The 14,936-nt window shown below is 73.1% G+C and carries 18 protein-coding genes; 10 read left to right on the top strand and 8 right to left on the bottom strand.

What is annotated here, in order from left to right; all coding sequences use genetic code 11:
* Positions 1-3 precede the first annotated feature (3 nt).
* The 6 genes from O1G21_RS33205 to O1G21_RS33180 form a co-directional block, all read right to left on the bottom strand.
* Entirely contained in the window at positions 4-399 is a 396-nt protein-coding gene (locus tag O1G21_RS33205; RefSeq protein ID WP_270148899.1) for a DUF2267 domain-containing protein, read from the bottom strand.
* 273 nt (positions 400-672) lie between these two features.
* Positions 673-1,260, bottom strand: a complete 588-nt coding sequence (locus tag O1G21_RS33200; protein ID WP_270148897.1) for an acyl-CoA thioesterase — start codon at positions 1,258-1,260, stop codon at positions 673-675.
* The gene (locus O1G21_RS33195) at positions 1,257-1,568 is read right to left on the bottom strand and encodes a hypothetical protein (protein WP_270148895.1); all 312 of its coding nucleotides are present in this window, start codon (positions 1,566-1,568) and stop codon (positions 1,257-1,259) included. Before O1G21_RS33195 ends, O1G21_RS33200 begins: the two co-directional genes overlap by 4 nt.
* Before the next feature lie 338 nt (positions 1,569-1,906).
* The gene (locus tag O1G21_RS33190) at positions 1,907-2,404 is read right to left on the bottom strand and encodes a flavoprotein (protein WP_270148894.1); all 498 of its coding nucleotides are present in this window, start codon (positions 2,402-2,404) and stop codon (positions 1,907-1,909) included.
* Between the two features lie 63 nt (positions 2,405-2,467).
* Positions 2,468-2,827 carry a hypothetical protein gene (locus tag O1G21_RS33185; protein ID WP_270148892.1) on the bottom strand — a complete coding sequence of 120 codons (360 nt, stop codon included), beginning with the start codon at positions 2,825-2,827 and terminating at the stop codon, positions 2,468-2,470.
* Positions 2,828-2,960: 133 nt separating this feature from the next.
* Complete coding sequence (locus tag O1G21_RS33180; RefSeq protein ID WP_270148890.1) at positions 2,961-3,911, bottom strand: FAD-dependent oxidoreductase; 951 nt, start codon at positions 3,909-3,911, stop codon at positions 2,961-2,963.
* 196 nt (positions 3,912-4,107) lie between these two features.
* On the opposite strand from O1G21_RS33180, the gene O1G21_RS33175 reads away from it, so the two are divergent.
* The 3 genes from O1G21_RS33175 to O1G21_RS33165 all read left to right on the top strand — a co-directional run bounded on the left by O1G21_RS33175 (position 4,108) and on the right by O1G21_RS33165 (position 6,629).
* Entirely contained in the window at positions 4,108-5,016 is a 909-nt protein-coding gene (locus O1G21_RS33175; RefSeq protein ID WP_270148888.1) for a LysR family transcriptional regulator, read from the top strand.
* Between the two features lie 504 nt (positions 5,017-5,520).
* Positions 5,521-6,174, top strand: a complete 654-nt coding sequence (locus O1G21_RS33170) for a 4'-phosphopantetheinyl transferase family protein (RefSeq protein ID WP_270148886.1) — start codon at positions 5,521-5,523, stop codon at positions 6,172-6,174.
* Positions 6,175-6,245: 71 nt separating this feature from the next.
* Complete coding sequence (locus O1G21_RS33165; protein WP_270148884.1) at positions 6,246-6,629, top strand: barstar family protein; 384 nt, start codon at positions 6,246-6,248, stop codon at positions 6,627-6,629.
* Between the two features lie 36 nt (positions 6,630-6,665).
* On the opposite strand, the gene O1G21_RS33160 is transcribed toward O1G21_RS33165, so the two are convergent.
* Entirely contained in the window at positions 6,666-7,379 is a 714-nt protein-coding gene (locus tag O1G21_RS33160; RefSeq protein ID WP_270148882.1) for a polysaccharide deacetylase family protein, read from the bottom strand.
* Positions 7,380-7,840: 461 nt separating this feature from the next.
* Between O1G21_RS33160 and O1G21_RS33155 the strand changes: the two genes are divergently transcribed.
* On the top strand, positions 7,841-9,466 hold the full coding sequence (locus O1G21_RS33155) for a CehA/McbA family metallohydrolase (protein WP_270148880.1): 1,626 nt from the start codon (positions 7,841-7,843) through the stop codon (positions 9,464-9,466).
* A gap of 292 nt (positions 9,467-9,758) precedes the next feature.
* Positions 9,759-10,247 carry a hypothetical protein gene (locus O1G21_RS33150; RefSeq protein ID WP_270148879.1) on the top strand — a complete coding sequence of 163 codons (489 nt, stop codon included), beginning with the start codon at positions 9,759-9,761 and terminating at the stop codon, positions 10,245-10,247.
* A 24-nt stretch (positions 10,248-10,271) separates the two neighbouring features.
* Here O1G21_RS33150 and O1G21_RS33145 read toward each other — a convergent pair whose 3' ends face one another.
* Complete coding sequence (locus O1G21_RS33145; protein WP_270148877.1) at positions 10,272-10,781, bottom strand: DinB family protein; 510 nt, start codon at positions 10,779-10,781, stop codon at positions 10,272-10,274.
* A gap of 246 nt (positions 10,782-11,027) precedes the next feature.
* Here O1G21_RS33145 and O1G21_RS33140 point away from each other — a divergent pair, with 246 nt between their 5' ends.
* The 5 genes from O1G21_RS33140 to O1G21_RS33120 all read left to right on the top strand — a co-directional run bounded on the left by O1G21_RS33140 (position 11,028) and on the right by O1G21_RS33120 (position 14,925).
* Positions 11,028-11,843 carry a class I SAM-dependent methyltransferase gene (locus O1G21_RS33140; protein WP_270148875.1) on the top strand — a complete coding sequence of 272 codons (816 nt, stop codon included), beginning with the start codon at positions 11,028-11,030 and terminating at the stop codon, positions 11,841-11,843.
* A gap of 284 nt (positions 11,844-12,127) precedes the next feature.
* Entirely contained in the window at positions 12,128-12,463 is a 336-nt protein-coding gene (locus O1G21_RS33135; RefSeq protein WP_270148873.1) for a type VII secretion target, read from the top strand.
* Positions 12,460-14,055, top strand: a complete 1,596-nt coding sequence (locus O1G21_RS33130) for a peptidoglycan-binding protein (RefSeq protein ID WP_270148871.1) — start codon at positions 12,460-12,462, stop codon at positions 14,053-14,055. Before O1G21_RS33135 ends, O1G21_RS33130 begins: the two co-directional genes overlap by 4 nt.
* A gap of 49 nt (positions 14,056-14,104) precedes the next feature.
* Entirely contained in the window at positions 14,105-14,476 is a 372-nt protein-coding gene (locus O1G21_RS33125) for a hypothetical protein (protein ID WP_270148869.1), read from the top strand.
* A complete protein-coding gene (locus O1G21_RS33120) occupies positions 14,473-14,925 on the top strand; it encodes a protease inhibitor I42 family protein (protein WP_270148867.1) in 453 nt (150 codons plus the stop codon). The genes O1G21_RS33125 and O1G21_RS33120 overlap by 4 nt, the downstream gene beginning before the upstream one ends.
* Positions 14,926-14,936: the final 11 nt, after the last annotated feature.

Here is a 14,936-nt window from a genome sequence, read left to right as displayed (position 1 = left end):
GCCTCAGGCCGGCAGCGGATGGCCGAAGAGCAGGTCGTAGCCGTCCGGCAACTGCTCGATCACCTGGTCGAGCAGTTCCCCCGGGACGAGGTCGGCCACGGTGCTGAGCACCGCCCCGATGTCCCACTGCGCCGTCGCCGGCGTCGCCCCGTCGATCCAGCCCACCACGGCCTCCACGAACCGCTCGGCGGTCAGCGGCTCGGCGGCCGGCTGGGCGTCCCGGAGCAGCGAGGCGTACGTCCCGGGCAGCGCGTCGGCGAGGTCCAGCCGCTCCGCGCCCACCAGGTGCTCGCCCAGCAGGGCCAGTACGACCCGGGCGGCATGGTCCGCCTCCGCCTCACCCCGGTACTCGCCGCGCTCCGCGACACGGGCGAGGAAGTCCTCCCAGGAGATGGTCATCGCGTCCTCCTTCCGGTCGGCGGGATCCGGCCGGGCCGGCGGCGGCCGATGGCCCGAGGGGCCCGCCTCATCGCAGCCCGTGACCGCCGGGGGACGTACCGGTTCCCACGCTGCTCAGCGTACTGCGGTCCGGCCGGGCCGATGCCCGCGAATCCGGCGGGGGCCCGAGGCCGAACGGAACCTTGACGCCGGTGCCGGGACCGGCCGGACGGATCGACGCCGTTGTCGATCACGCCGCCGGCCCGCGCCGTCACCGGCACGGGAGCGCGCGGGTCAGCCTGCCGAGGCGCGGACCCGTCTGCGCGAGCCGCGTGACGAGCCGACCCCGCTGCCGGTACGCGACGCCGCGCGTTGGGCCGGCGCCATCGGCTGCGCCACGGCGACCACGGTGTCGCCACGCGCCGTGTCCGACGCCCGGTCCGACGCCCGATCCGCGACCGAGTCCGACATAAACGCCGACAGAAAGCGCCGCTCGTTCTGGCTGAGTTTGCGCGACCGGCCGGATTCCCGGTCCCGCGCGACCACCACGGTCCGCGCCCGCATAAAGGTGAGCGGCTCGCGGCAGACATTCACCTCGACATGGGCGGAACTCCGCCCGATCCGTTCCACGGTCAACCGCACCGACAGCGGCTCGGGACGGTGGTGCAATTGTTCCAGATAATCGATCTCGTGCCGGGCGATAATGAATCCGGACGGGAACAGCGATTCCCGCACGGCGGTCGCGTGGTGGCAGAACAGGTCGTAAATCCCCTCCTGGATGTAGCCGACCAGGCGGGCGTTGTTGATGTGCCCGTTCTCGTCGACGTCGCTCCACCGGGTGGGGCAGGACAGCACGTGCACGCCCGGGTTCAGCGCGCTCACTGCTGCGTCAGCTCGGCGCCGGCGCCGGTGGGGAGCAGCGCACGCTGCAACCTGGCGTAGTAGCCCGAGTGTTCGGCGGCCATCCGGGCGGCCGTCCAACCCTCCTCGGCGGCTTCGGCGGCCGCCTGGACGACCAGGCTGTCGAGCACCACGTCGACCGACCGGCAGAGTTCGGCGACCGCCGCCAGCCGTTCGATGACGTCCGCCGCGCCGGCCGCGTTCCGCGCCGGAAAGGCCGCCAGCGATTCGACCGCGAGCTGCAGATCGTCGATGACGTCCGACCGGCTTTCCTCCGGGGAATTCCGCATGCTTTTCTCCAGGACCAACTCGGGCCGCTACGGCCCGGTAACTGACGTTCGAATACACCTTGCTCGGTGTCGGCCCCCCGACGGCTTCGACGCTATCCCAGTCGGCGCGGGTCCGCAGAAGGTTTTCGGACGGTGACGGGAAACTGACTTCCATCGGAGTAGTTTGCGGGGGTACACAATATGCCCCGTCAGCCGAACGCGGTAAGCAGAACGGGTGGTATCGCCGACCCGCCGAGCAAGATCAACTGTCGTCGGTCACTGATCTGGTAGCAGCCTCCGGCCGAACGGCGCCGGGGGCCGGCGGCCCCCGGCTGGATCCCGTCGCGGCCGGCCCCCTGTCAGACCTCCAGCAGCTCCAACACCCGCGTCCAGCTGTACGACCCGGGCACGAACTCCGCGATCCGCACCCCCATCCGCCGCAGCCTGGCCAGGCTCTCCTCGTGTGCCGGATGCGCGGCCTGCGCCGAGCTGAGACAGGGCTGCGCCGCCACCGGAATCCCCCACCCGTACGACTCGCACAGGATCCCCAGCGCGAGCGTGTCCGAGATCCCGGCAGCCCACTTGTTGATCGTGTTGAACGTCGCGGGCGAGACGACGATCGCGTCCGGATCCGGCAACGGCCGGGGGTCCCCCGGCTTCCGCCAGGCCGAACGGATCGGGTACCCCGTCTGCGCCTCGATCGCTTCAACATCGATGAACCCCATGGCAAGTGGCGTCGCCACCACCCCCACGTCCCACCCCCGCCCCTGCGCGGCGGAGATCAGCTCCCCCACCCCACCCGCGACCCCCGCCGCACACACGACGACGTAGAGCACCGGCTTCCTCGCCTCGGTCATCTCCCGAACTCCCCTCTCATCAGGCCGTCGAACGCCACCACTGACCACCCCCACCGTGCCCGCTCAGAGCGCGGAAGCCTCCGGATAGTGCATCCGGAGCTCGCCGAGCACGCGCTCGTCGGCGGCCCTGACCTCCCAGAGCGAGCTGTCGAACTCCGTCAGGACCACCGCCAGCCCGTCCGGACCGAAGCCCCGGGCCTCGGCATCGACCAACTGGACGCCGGGGGCCACCAGCGAGAGCAGCGTCAGGGTGTCCATGCCGTCGCCCGCCGAGCGGCGCTCCAACTCCGCAGTGAGGTCCCACCGTTCCTCGCACTCGACGCGCCACCGCAGCCCGAGTCCGGAGCTGCCGAGGCGGACCAGCAGTTCGGCCAGCGTCACGTAGTGCCGGCCCTGCCAGGCAGGAAAGCTGATCCCCGTCATCCCCGCCGTCTCCGCGTCGGCCACGTCTCCAGGCCGGCGATCAGGCATGTGCTCAGGCCGACGATCAGGCAGGCGATCAGGTCTGTGATCAGGCATGCGCCCAGGCTAGGCGACCTTCCCGGCGGACGGCCCGTCAGCCCCCCACCAGCTCCGCCACCGCGTCCGCGCACCCCCAGCTCAGCGTGACCCCCGCCCCGCCGTGCCCGTAGTTGTGCACGATCCGGAGCCCGCCCGCGCCGTCCTCGACCTCCAGCCGCACCCCGCCCCGGCGGTCCGGGCGCAGGCCCAGCGGCTGGCCGATGATCTCGGCTCCGCGCAGTTCGGGGACGTGCACCGCGCACCGGGCGAGGATCGCCTCGGCCGTGAGCCGGTCGGGTCCGAGGTCCCAGCTGCCCTCCTCGAAGGTGCCGCCCAGGACGACGTCCCGGCTGCGCGGGTGGACGTAGGTGTATCCGGACGGGTCGTCCTGGATCCGCAGCGACGACCGCAGCCCGGGGTTGCGCACCAGGACGAGTTGCCCTCGCACCGGCCGCAGTTCGTCGTCCCCGCACAGCTGTCGTGCGCCGAGTCCGCTGGCGTTGACGGCGACGGGTGCCCAGGCGCGGGCCTGCGGGAGGGTGTCGAGGCGCCGGTGGACGACCTCGCCCCCGCCGTCCAGGAAGCGGCCGAGCAGCCAGGGCAGGTAGAGCGGCATCTCGACCGTCGGAGCGGTGAACCGCCAGCCGTCCGCGTACCCCGGGGCGAGTTCGGACGGTTCCAGCCGGCGCAGGTCCGGGACGCCGCCGCCCCACCAGGGCGCGGCTTCGCCCTGCCGCCGGTGCGCGGGCATCCAGGTGTCGCGCATGACCACGCCGGGCACGCCGTCCGCCGCCTGCCGGGCGAGTTCGGCGAAGGTGGTGGCGGACCAGTCGGCGACCCGCTCACCGGTCTCCACCCCCACCGGGTACCAGACGGCCGCCGCGACGGCCGAGACCGTCGACAGCAGGCCGTCCGCCGTCACCACCACCACCCGCAGGCCCCGCTCCTGCAGCCGCAGGGCCGTGGTGAGCCCGATCACCCCGCTGCCGATCACGACGACGTCCACACCGATCCCCTCCCGTTCTCCACCTGCCGACAACAGCGCGCTTCCAGGGAAGCGGGACGGCCCGAGAGCCGTCCAAGACCAGTTCGATAGCCCCGCGATAAGGCCCCCTTATCACCGCAGGCAGCCCGGTCGCCCGCCGGCGACCACCGGTGACGACCCGGCGGCCACCGCCGCGCGACGGCCCTACCATCGACCGGTGGACCTTCGCCGAATGCGCTACTTCTCCGTGCTGGCCGAGGAGTTGAACTTCACCCGGGCCGCCCGCCGACTGCGGGTGGCGCAGCCGGCGCTGAGCCAGCAGATCCAGGCGCTGGAGCGGCAGCTCGGTGTGCGGCTGGTCGAACGCACCAGCAGGGGCTGCACGTTGACGCCGATCGGCCGCGGAGTCGCGGAAGAGGCCCGGCAGCTGCTGCACCAGGTGGCCGAGGCCGACCGGCGGATCACGGCGGTGGCCCGGGGGCAGCAGGGCAGCCTGCGGGTGGCGTACACCCGCTCGGCCCGCGGGGGCGTCTGCGACACCCTGATGTCCGAGTTCCGCGAGCGCCACCCCCGGGTGGAGGTCGCGCTGCAGACCGGCTGGACGGCCCACAACGTCGGGGAGCTCCTCGCCGGGCGGCTGGACGCGGCCTTCGTCCGGCCGCCGCTGGACGTCCCCGAACTGGCCTGCCGGATCATCGCCGAGGAGGAACTGCTGCTGGCGGTTCCGTCCGGCCACCCACTGGCCCACGGCCGCGGCCGGGTCGACCGGAGCCGCATCGGTGACGAGCCGGTGGTGCTGTGGCCGCGCGCCAATGGCCCCGGGATGCACGCGTCGATCACCGGACAGCTCTGGCCCGACCGGCCGCCCCGGATCGTCCGGGAGGAGCCGGACGACGAGCAGTTGCTGCTGGCGGTGGCGGCCGGTCACGGCATCGCGCCCATTCCGGAGGGCCGGGCCCGGGTCTTCCGGATTCCGGGCGTGAGTCTGCGCCGGCTGACGCGTCCGGTGCCCACGGTCACGCTGGGCCTCGCCCACAATCCCCGGACGGCCCCGCCGGCGGTCCAACTCCTGCTCGCCATGGCCCCACGGCTCCCCACCTCGCCGGCCACGACGTCGACACGGTGAACACATCGGGCCCGCCCCCACGCACGAACGGGGGCGGGCCCGACAAGGCAAGGATCTTCACTGATGCGGCCGAAGGAGCGAAGATGCGTGACCGCCGCGCCACGCGCAGCGTTGACGGTTCGTCACCCCCATCCGTCCGGAGTCCCGTCCCCATGCGCACCGCACTCGCCGCCGCCCTGCTCCTCGGCGCCGCCCTGCCCCCGGTCCTCACCGCGTCCCCCGGCCAACGCGACGCCGGCCGGCGCGCTCCCGGAAGCGGCAGCAGTGACACGCGCGGTGAACCAGGGCCACAGCGTTCCGGTCGGCGGCATCACCGACCTCGGCGCGCTCCCCGTCCTCGGCAGCCTCGGCCTGGACTTCGCCCGCCTGCTCGGCCAGTAGGCCCCCGTCCCCGCCACGGGCCGACGGCCCCCGCTTCCCTTGATCGCGGACCGGCGCCGCCCAACCGGGTTACGCTCGACCCGCGCGGCGCGCCGCCCGCGCTGCCGACCGAGGGGGGAACGCGTGATCGGGGACCTGCTGCCGGACGTCGTGGTGACCGAGGTGGCCTACGACGACCCGCCCGGGGCGCGGCTGGAGCCCGCCGAGGAGCAGGCCGTCGCCCGGGCCGTGGACAAGCGCCGCCGCGAGTTCACCACCGTCCGCCACTGCGCCCGCACCGCCCTGGCCCGCCTCGGCGTCCCGTACCGCCCGCTCGTCCCGGGCCTGCGCGGCGCGCCGAGCTGGCCGGACGGCGTGATCGGCAGCCTCACCCACTGCGAAGGCTTCCGCGCGGCCGCCGTCGCCCGGGCCGGCACCCTGGCCTCGGTCGGCATCGACGCCGAGCCCGCGCTGCCGCTCCCGGAGGGCGTCCTGGAGTCCGTCGCCCTGCCGTTCGAGCAACAGCGGCTGGCCGGGCTCGCCGCCGAGCACCCGGGCACGCCGTGGGACCGCATCCTGTTCAGCGCCAAGGAATCGGTCTACAAGGCCTGGTTCCCGCTGACCGAGCTGTGGCTGGACTTCCACGAGGCCGAGCTCGACCTCTCCCCAGACGGCACCTTCGCCGCCCGCCTGCTGGTCCCCGGCCCGGTGGTCGGCGGCCGCCGCCTCGACGGCTTCGACGGCCGCTGGACGATGCGCGACGGGCTGCTCGCCACCGCGATCGCCGTCGAGCCGTAGGCGTGACCGTAGCCACTCGTCTCCCGGCCGCTCGTCTCCCGGCCGTCTCGCCCCGGCATATCCTCGATCGCGTGACGGTGACTTATGTGATCGACGGCAACGAGATCGGCACCCTGGAGGACTTCTGGGACGTGGTCGGGCGGACGATCGGCGTCGACGGCTACTTCGGCCGCAACCTGGACGCCTTCGCGGACTGCCTGCGGGGCGGATACGCGTCCGCCGAGGACGACGACTACGTCATCGAGTGGCGTAACCACGAGGTGTCCCGCCGCAAGCTCGGCCACCCGGAGACGGTCCGCCAGCTGGAGCGGCGGCTCAGCCGTGCCCACCCCACCAACCGCGAGGACATCGTCGCCAAGCTGGCCGCCGCCCGGGCGGGCAAGGGGCCGACGGTCTACGACTGGCTGGTCGACATCATCGAGGAGCAGCGCCCGGGTGGCCTCCGCCTGGCGTAACACTCCCGCTCCACCTGGCGTAACACCCCCGACGCCTCACATCACATCGGACAACCGGACGAACCGCCGCCCCTCCGCCAGCAGCCCCGGCACCGCCGCCGCCACCCCGGCGGCGGTGCCCCTGCCCGGTTGGTTCATGTGTCCGATGACGACCGCCCCCGGCCGCGCCGCCGCCACCTCCTGCCGGATCTCGGAGGCAGGGAGTGTCGCCCCGCCGTCCCCGTTGACGCTGAAGCCCACGACGCGTTCGCCCAGGTCGGCGACCACCCGGACGGCGACGTCGTCGTAGTGCGCGGTGCCGGAGCGGAAGAACCTCGGAGGGCGCCCGAGCAGCCCGGTCAGCTTGTGGGCGTTGCCCGCGACCTCGTCGTACACCTCCCCGACCCCGCCGGTGCCGGCGATCCCGTACGCCGAGCGGCCGGTCACCGAGAGCGGGCGGTGGACGGTGCCGTGGTTGCCGATCTCGAACAGCGGGTCGGCGGCGAGCCGCTCGAAGACCTCCGGGTTGGCGTCGATCCAGCGGGCGTTCAGGAACAGCGTGGCCGGGACCTTGTTCGCGCGCAGGAAGTCGATCAGGTCGGCGTCGTAGGCGTTCCCGCCGGGGCCGCCGCAGGCGTCGAAGGTCAGCGCCATCGCACGCTCGCCCTCCGGCAGCCCGGTGATCACCCCGGAGACGTTCAGCCCCCACTCGCTCGGCGCCAGGGCCCCGTACCGCTGGACCATCTCGGCCCGGCTCGGCTCCCTGGCCACCGTGGGCGCGGCTGACGGCGCGGTCGAAGTCGCGGCCGACGGCGTTGCCGACGGACTCGCGGACGCACCGACCGGCGGCGTGGCTGACGGACCCGCAGCCGGACCCGCCGACGCCGTGGCGTCCGCCGCCCCCGCAGCGGAGACTGCCGGCGAGACCGATCCGCTCTCCTGCGCGGCCCGCCCCACCCGGCACCCCGCCAGCGTGCCCCCGGCCACCACGGCCGCCAGCAGCGATCGCCGACTCAGCGCCACACCAGCCTCCCAACCGGCCCATCGCCATTCGCCATACCCACCGACCACATGACTGTGAGCCGACCATACGTCACTCACCGCAACTCGCCCCCGCCCCCGCCCGGGCCCCTTCACCGACCCGCCCCACCCCGGTGGGCCCCGCCTCACCCCGGGTTCACCCCCCGGGGTAGGCCTGCCGGCGAACCGCCCACCCCAGCCCGGAGGCCCCGATGCCCGCCGACCCCGCACACCCGACGAACCCCGCCCGCCGCGACCTGCTCCGCACCGGCCTCACCACCGGCGCCGCCACCGCCCTCGGCCTCGCCGCCACGGCCGCCACCGCCGGCACGGCCTCAGCCACCCCCGGCCAAGGCCCGGACAGCCGCACCCTCACCCTCACCGGCCACCTCCCCACCGGCGCCCCCGACTTCGTCTACCTCCCACTCGAAGTCCCCGACGGCGTCCGCGAGATCGCCGTCTCCTACACCTACGACAAGCCCCCGGTCCCCGCCGGCACCCCCGGCAACTCCTGCGACATCGGCATCTTCGACGAGCGCGGCACCGACCTCGGCGGGGACGGCTTCCGCGGCTGGTCCGGCGGATTCCGCAGCGAGTTCGCCCTCTCCCGCGGCGCCGCGACCCCCGGCTACCTCCCCGGCCCGATCAACCCCGGCACCTGGCACATCGCACTGGGCCCCTACCAGGTCGCCCCGCAGGGCCTGGACTACCGCGTCCAGGTCACCCTCCGCTTCGGCGAGCCGGGGCCGGACTTCAGCCCGCACTACCCGCCGGAACGCGCCCGCGGCCGCGGCCGGGCCTGGTACCGGGGCGACTGCCACCTGCACACCGTGTACTCCGACGGGCGCCGGCTACCCGAGGAGGTGGCCGCCGGAGCCCGGGAGGCCGGCCTGGACTTCATCGTCTCGACCGACCACAACACCAGCTCCTCGCACGCCGTCTGGGGCCCGCTGGCCGGCCCCGACCTGCTGATCATCGCCGGCGAGGAGATCACCACCCGCAACGGCCACTGGCTGGCCCTGGGCCTGGAGCCCGGCCGGTTCGTCGACTGGCGCTACCGATCCCGCGACGAGGAGTACCCGCGCTTCGTCCGCCAGGTCCACCGCTCCGGTGGCCTGGTGGTGCCCGCGCACCCGTACTGCCCGTACGTCGCCTGCCAGTGGAAGTTCGGCTACGAGCAGGCCGACGCCGTCGAGGTGTGGAACGGACCGTGGACGTACGACGACGAGTCGGCCGTCGACACCTGGGACGCCCAGCTCGCCGCCGCCCTGCGCGGCGGCAACGGAAACGGCGCCAACGGAAACCGCGGCGACGGAAACCGCGGCCGCTCCTGGCTGCCCGCCATGGGCAACAGCGACGCCCACAGCGCCCCCCAGGTGATCGGCTCCCCGCACAACGTCGTCCTCGCCGAGGACCTAACCCGGGACGCCGTCCTCGACGGGCTGCGCGCCGGACGCAGCTGGCTGGCCGAGTCCGCCGTCGTCGAGCTCGACCTCACCGCCACCGGCAACGGCCGTCAGGCGGGCATCGGCGAGGAGCTGACCGTCCCGGCGAACGCCCCGGTGGACGTCCGGCTCACCGTCTCCGGCGTGCCCGGCGGTACCGTCCGCCTGATCACCGACGAGGGGCAGCTGCACCAGGAGTCGCTGCCCGCCGCCGGCTCCGGCACCGTGGTGTGGCGCACCACCGCCTCGCTCGCCGCCTACGTCCGGGCCGAGGTGCGCCATCCGAAGGCCGACGGGACGCCCGGCCAGGGCAACTCGATGGGCGCGGACCTCCCCTGGGGCCCGATGGCGGCCCTCACCAACCCGATCGTGCTGCGCACCGAGGACCGCTGAGCACCACCGCCGAGCCGACCGCGGACCGGGAGGGGGGACGACTCGGAGCACCCGTTTGGACTAGGTTGATCCCCGAAACGCATCAGTCGTAGGGACGAGGCGGTCGGCTGTCCGCATCCGGGCCGACCGGCTCCTTCGCACTCCCACCGCCTCGCCCCGGCTGTCCGTACGAACCGACCCCGACCGACCCCGTCCGAACCCGACCGACTCGGTCCAACCCGACCGACCCCGCCCAACCCGACCGAACCTGACCGACCCCGTCCGTCCCCGGCCCGCGAAGGGATCAGCAGCTGTGAACCGTACGACCGTAGGTGGGCCGGAGCTCGGGGGCGGCCGGGGCGCCGGGGGCGTCCTCGTCCTCGTCGACCCCTCGGGGGCCGGGAACAGCCCGGTCGCCGGGTTGCTCGCCCAGGAGCTGCACCCGAGCGTCCACCTGCGGACGGACGACTTCCTGCAGGTCATCCGCAGCGGCCAGCTGCCGCCGCACCTCCCCGAGGCCGCCCGCCAGAACGCCACCGCGCTGGCCGCCGCCGCCCAGGCCGCCTTCGCCTACGCCACCGGCGGCTACCAGGTCGTCGTCGAGTGCCCCGACGTCCCGTCCTCCCTCGACACCTTCCGCCGCGAGAGCCGCACCACCGGCGCCGCCCTCCACTACGTCGTCCTCACCACCGCGGCCCCCACCACCCCGCACGAGCTCGACACCACCACCCTCACCCCCGACACCACCGCCAAGTCCGTCCTCACCGCCCTCACCACCCGCACCCACCTCCTCGGCTGGTGACCGCACGGGGTGCCCGGGGCAGGACTACGCCCCCACCACCCCGTCGATGGCCTCACGCAGGAAGTCGGCGTGCCCGTTGTGCCGGGCGTACTCGTGGATCAGGTGCAGCATCACCAGGCGCAGCGACACCTCGGCCTGCCAGCGGGGCTGGTAGCCGGCGACGTCGAGCGAGGGGGCGGCGAGTTCGATCCGGCGGGAGTGCTCGACCTCGGCCTGCCAGGCGGCGAAGGCCTCGGCGCGGGTGGACCCGCTCGCGTCGTAGGCCACCTGGTAGTCGCCGTCCTCGGACCAGACCAGCGGGACGTCCTCCCCGTCGATCACCCGGCGGAACCAGGTGCGCTCCACTTCCGCCATGTGCCGCACCAGCCCGAGCAGGCTCAGCGTGGACGGCGGGCTGGAGCGCTCCCGCAACTGCTCGTCGGTCAGGCCCTCGCACTTCATGGCGAGGGTCGCCCGGTGGAAGTCCAGGAAGCCGCGCAGCATCTCGCGCTCGCCGCCGGTCAGCGACGGTACGGGTCGATTGTCGGTGTTCATCGGGTCGTTGCTCCTCGCGATCGTCAATTTCCCGGCGGACTGTAGCGAACGGCAGGCCCATCCGGACAACGCGTTTCGGGGCCCGACAGCCCCTTGATCAACACCCGACCCGTCCTTGCTCCCCACACCTGCCGTCAACCCCGAACCGGCCCCGTCACGTACCGTGTTCGGACCGCCACCGGTTTGGGTACGTACCTCGGCGCGCCCGACGGCCGGGCGCCCACCGAGCAGGAGACCCGACGGCCCATGGACCACAACCACATCCCCCCGACGGTACGCCGGACGTACGGCGCCGACGATCTCAGTACCGCCCCCTCGTTCGCAGGCGGGTTCATCAACTTCGGCGACTGGCAGGGGATCGACGTCACCGCCCCGACCCCGGAGGACCGGGTGCGCAGCCAGGAGCAGCTGTACCGGCGGGTGCTGCGCGCCTTCCCGGAGCCGCGCGAGCAACTGCGGCTTGCCGAGGTCGGCTGCGGCCGTGGGCTCGGGGCGGCCCTCGCGCTGCGGGAGTTCCGCTTCGCCTCCGTCACCGGCGTCGACATCCACCCGGACCAGATCGAGCGCGCCCGCGCCGTCAACTCCCGCGCCCTGGCCACCTATCCGGACCGGCTCACCTACACCATCGGCTCGGCGGACGAACTCCCGTTCCCCGACGCCTCCCTGGACGGCCTGTACTCCGTCGAAGCCGCCCAGCACTTCCGCGAACTCACCGGCTTCGCCCGCGAATCGGCCCGCGTCCTGCGCCCCGGCGGCCGCCTGGTGGTCACCACCTTCTTCGCCGCCCCCGGCGACGACGTCACCGAACGCCTCAAGATCCTGCTCGCCAGCTTCGCCGACGGCCTCGATATCGCCCACCACCTCGACGACTTCACCACCGACCTCACCGCCGCCGGCTTCACCGACGTCACCACCGAGTCCATCGGCTCCGACGTCTGGCCGGGCCTCGACCGCTACCTCGCCGACACCGTCCCCACCGACCACTGGACCCGCAACTTCCTCCCCGCCTGGCACCACGGCCTCCTCGACTACCACCTCGTCACCGCCACCCGCGCCGCCTGACCCCCGACGGTCAGCGCCGGCCGAACCTGAACACGGGCCTTTCCGCTCCCCCAGTCCCACGCCCACACCTAGGCAGCACGCTTGCGACAACACACGGAGCGTGTTGACCCCTGCGCCGCACTCGTACCATCCGGCGGCCTCGTCATGTGATCGTTCCGCGCAGATCGGGCGGGTTGTGCGATGACCTGTCAGAGCCGCTGCTCAGGGCCGGATCGGGCGGCAGAACTGCCCCTATACTGACCGCCACCCCACGGAGGGGGCGACCGGGACATCGGGGGAGTCGGATGAGCGGCGGCGACGACGGCGGGGTCGGGGTGGGGTTCAGTGCCCACCCGGACAAGCTCGGGGACGCTGGTGACCAGCTGATAGCGGCGAGTACGGACGTGGGCTCGGTGAAGGACGCGCTGGGCAAGCTCGGCATGTCCGGTGAGGACACGTTCGGCGAGTACGGCGCGAGTGACGCGGCCAAGGCGTTCTGGCAGGCCTGGCAGGACGAACTGGGCGTGAACGTGGACGCCCTGAACGACCTCGGCGGCAAGGTGCACACCACCGCGGCCAACTACACCAACACCGATCACGGCGTCAGCCAGCAGTACCAGTACCAGCACCAGGGGGCGTGACGGTGCCCGACCACGGCATGGACCCGCTCAACCCGCTCGGCGTCGAGCAGCGCTCCCTTCGGGAGCAGGTCGAGGGGCTGAAGAAGACCATCGACGAGTCCCACGGCATGTGGGGCGCCGGCGACCTCAAGTACGCGGTGCACGACGCCCTCCAGCTGCCCGCGCCCAAGGGCGACCCGGGCAAGCTCGGCGAGCTCGCCGCCGCCTACAACACCGCCGTCTCCCAACTGGACACGGTCCAGATGAAGGTGGCGCGGGTGGGCGCCCAGCACCTGCCGGACGCCTGGACCGGGCAGGTCGGGGAGAAGGCCGCCGAGGTGGTCAAGGCCTCCGCCGACGACCTCGGGCGCTGCCACGAGATCCTGGGCAAGGGCCGGGACCAGCTCAAGGCGCTGGCCTCCGCGCTCAGCGGGGCGCAGTCCCTGCACGGGCAGGGCCACGCACCGCTGACCGAGGCGCTGAAGCTGCTGCACGACATCACCTTCAGCGACGGGCCGGACCTGGTCCACTGGGACGACGACAAGATGCACCGCGCCCACGCCAGGGCGAAGGAGGGCATCAAGTCGATCTACGACGCCGCGGTGAAGGCCGAGGAGGCCGGCCGGGCCGCCGCCCGGGAGCTGCACGCGCTGGCGGACAAGGCGCTGGCCGCCCGCTTCAAGAACAAGGGCCTCGGCGCCGCCGACAAGCTGGTCGTCGCGGACGCGGAGGTCGCCGGCAGCGACCAGTTCGGCGCCATCCTCACGGCCAACGACGTGACCCGGGCCGGCCAGTTCATGGACAAGATGAGCGACGCCGACCGGGCCCGCTTCGACCAGCTGCTGGCCGGCAGCAAGTCCCCCGAGGAGCGCGCCTACCTGATGAAGGCGCTGGCGGCCGGGCACAGTTACGACGAGATCAAGGCCTTCGACGACCAGATCCACGGGCACGGCGACGACCCGGCCTGGCTGGCCCAGCGCCTCTCGCCGGTGCAGATCGACTCCTCCTCCACCAACCAGTCGAACACCGCCTACCAGGGCGTGGCGTGGAACCAGGGCGACAAGCCGACCTGCGTGGCCGCCTCGACCGTCACCGCCCGGGCGATGGTCGACCCGCTCTACTCGCTGCAGCTCACCACCGGGGGTCACCCCGGTGACCCGAAGTACGACAACGGCCAGGCCGCGTACGACCGTTGGCTCAAGGAAACCGACCGCGTCTACGACACCAAGAACTGGTGGAACGAGTGGCAGGACGGAATGAGCGACGGCGAGTCCAAGGACGCCGCCAACGACGAGATCGGCAAGCACACCGGGGCGGGCTACCACACCGTCGACCTGGAGGGCCCGGAGCAGCGCAGGGACGTGCTGGCCCAGGTCGAGTCGGCGGTGGACCAGGGCAAGCCGGTGCCGATCGGGGTCAAGGAGGACACCTGGTTCCGTCCGGACGGCCACCAGATGATGATCATCGGCCACCGCGGCGACCAGCTGGAGATCTACAATCCCTGGGGCTACACCGTCTGGGTGAGCGAGAACGACTTCGTCAACAACCACATGGAGGGCGCGGCGCAGGGCGGCAACATGCCGATCGCCGACCACGTCCAGATGCCCCAGTGAGGCCCCGGGTGAGCACGTGAGCACTTCCCCCCGACCGACTCCGCAGTCGATGAGCGACGCCCGCCTGGCCGAGCTGGACGTCGAGGTCCTGCTGCGCTTCGGCCTGCCCGCCGCGGGGCCGCACCGCTCGACGCTGTTCGGCGACGGCGCGGTGGCCGCCGCGATCACCGTCGACCGGCTCGGCGTCATGCCGCGCGCCCTGGTCTTCCTGGGCGAGGTGGTCCGCTCCGGCGGCACCCGCTTCGCGGCCGGCCTGCCCGAGCCGCTGCCCGGCCCGGCGGCAGCGGTGGCGCGCGGCTGGCTGGAGGCGGCCGCAATGGTCGCCGGGGACGCCACCGGGGACCTCCTGGTCGCCCGCTGGCTCGACGCGGTCGCCGCCGTGCTGGCACTGCGGGTCACCCACCGGGAGGCGAGCGCGTGAACTGGCGTCGGATCCTGATCGCGGCGCTCGCGCTGCTGGCCGTCGCGGGCGTGGTGGGGGCGGTGGTGGTCCACCGGATGACCACCGGCAAACTCGAACACGGCACGGTGTTCTCCGCCGACTCCGGTGAACTGGCCGTCAAACCGGGCGAGTTGTTCTCCGTGGAGGTCAGCGCCCACCGGGTGACCGGCCAGGTCTGGAGCGTGGCCGCCCCGGCTCCCGACCCGGCCGTGGTCCAGACCGTGGGCGACGAGTACGTCAAGAACTTCGGCCTCAAGGACCTGGTCGGCGCCACCGGTTCGGCCGGCTCCGGCGGCCGCTACTACTTCGTCTTCCGGGCCGGCCCCAAGTCCGGCCGGGCGACCATCACCCTGCGCAACCCCAACCACACCGGCGGCGCGGGCGGCTCGGACCAGGGCGAGCGGCACTACACCGTCGAGGTGGGCTGAACACCGGGGCC

Origin of the sequence: Kitasatospora cathayae (assembly GCF_027627435.1) — a bacterium.
Classification (GTDB): domain Bacteria; phylum Actinomycetota; class Actinomycetes; order Streptomycetales; family Streptomycetaceae; genus Kitasatospora; species Kitasatospora cathayae.
This window is presented reverse-complemented; position numbering and strand designations above follow the sequence as displayed.

Coding starts and splice junctions, on each gene's coding strand:
- O1G21_RS33195 (WP_270148895.1), bottom strand. CDS start 1,568: ATGCGGAATTCCCCGGAGGAAAGCCGGTCGGACGTCATCGACGATCTG.
- O1G21_RS33155 (WP_270148880.1), top strand. CDS start 7,841: ATGCCCGCCGACCCCGCACACCCGACGAACCCCGCCCGCCGCGACCTG.
- O1G21_RS33140 (WP_270148875.1), top strand. CDS start 11,028: ATGGACCACAACCACATCCCCCCGACGGTACGCCGGACGTACGGCGCC.
- O1G21_RS33125 (WP_270148869.1), top strand. CDS start 14,105: ATGAGCGACGCCCGCCTGGCCGAGCTGGACGTCGAGGTCCTGCTGCGC.
- O1G21_RS33190 (WP_270148894.1), bottom strand. CDS start 2,404: ATGACCGAGGCGAGGAAGCCGGTGCTCTACGTCGTCGTGTGTGCGGCG.
- O1G21_RS33145 (WP_270148877.1), bottom strand. CDS start 10,781: ATGAACACCGACAATCGACCCGTACCGTCGCTGACCGGCGGCGAGCGC.
- O1G21_RS33185 (WP_270148892.1), bottom strand. CDS start 2,827: ATGACGGGGATCAGCTTTCCTGCCTGGCAGGGCCGGCACTACGTGACG.
- O1G21_RS33205 (WP_270148899.1), bottom strand. CDS start 399: ATGACCATCTCCTGGGAGGACTTCCTCGCCCGTGTCGCGGAGCGCGGC.
- O1G21_RS33135 (WP_270148873.1), top strand. CDS start 12,128: ATGAGCGGCGGCGACGACGGCGGGGTCGGGGTGGGGTTCAGTGCCCAC.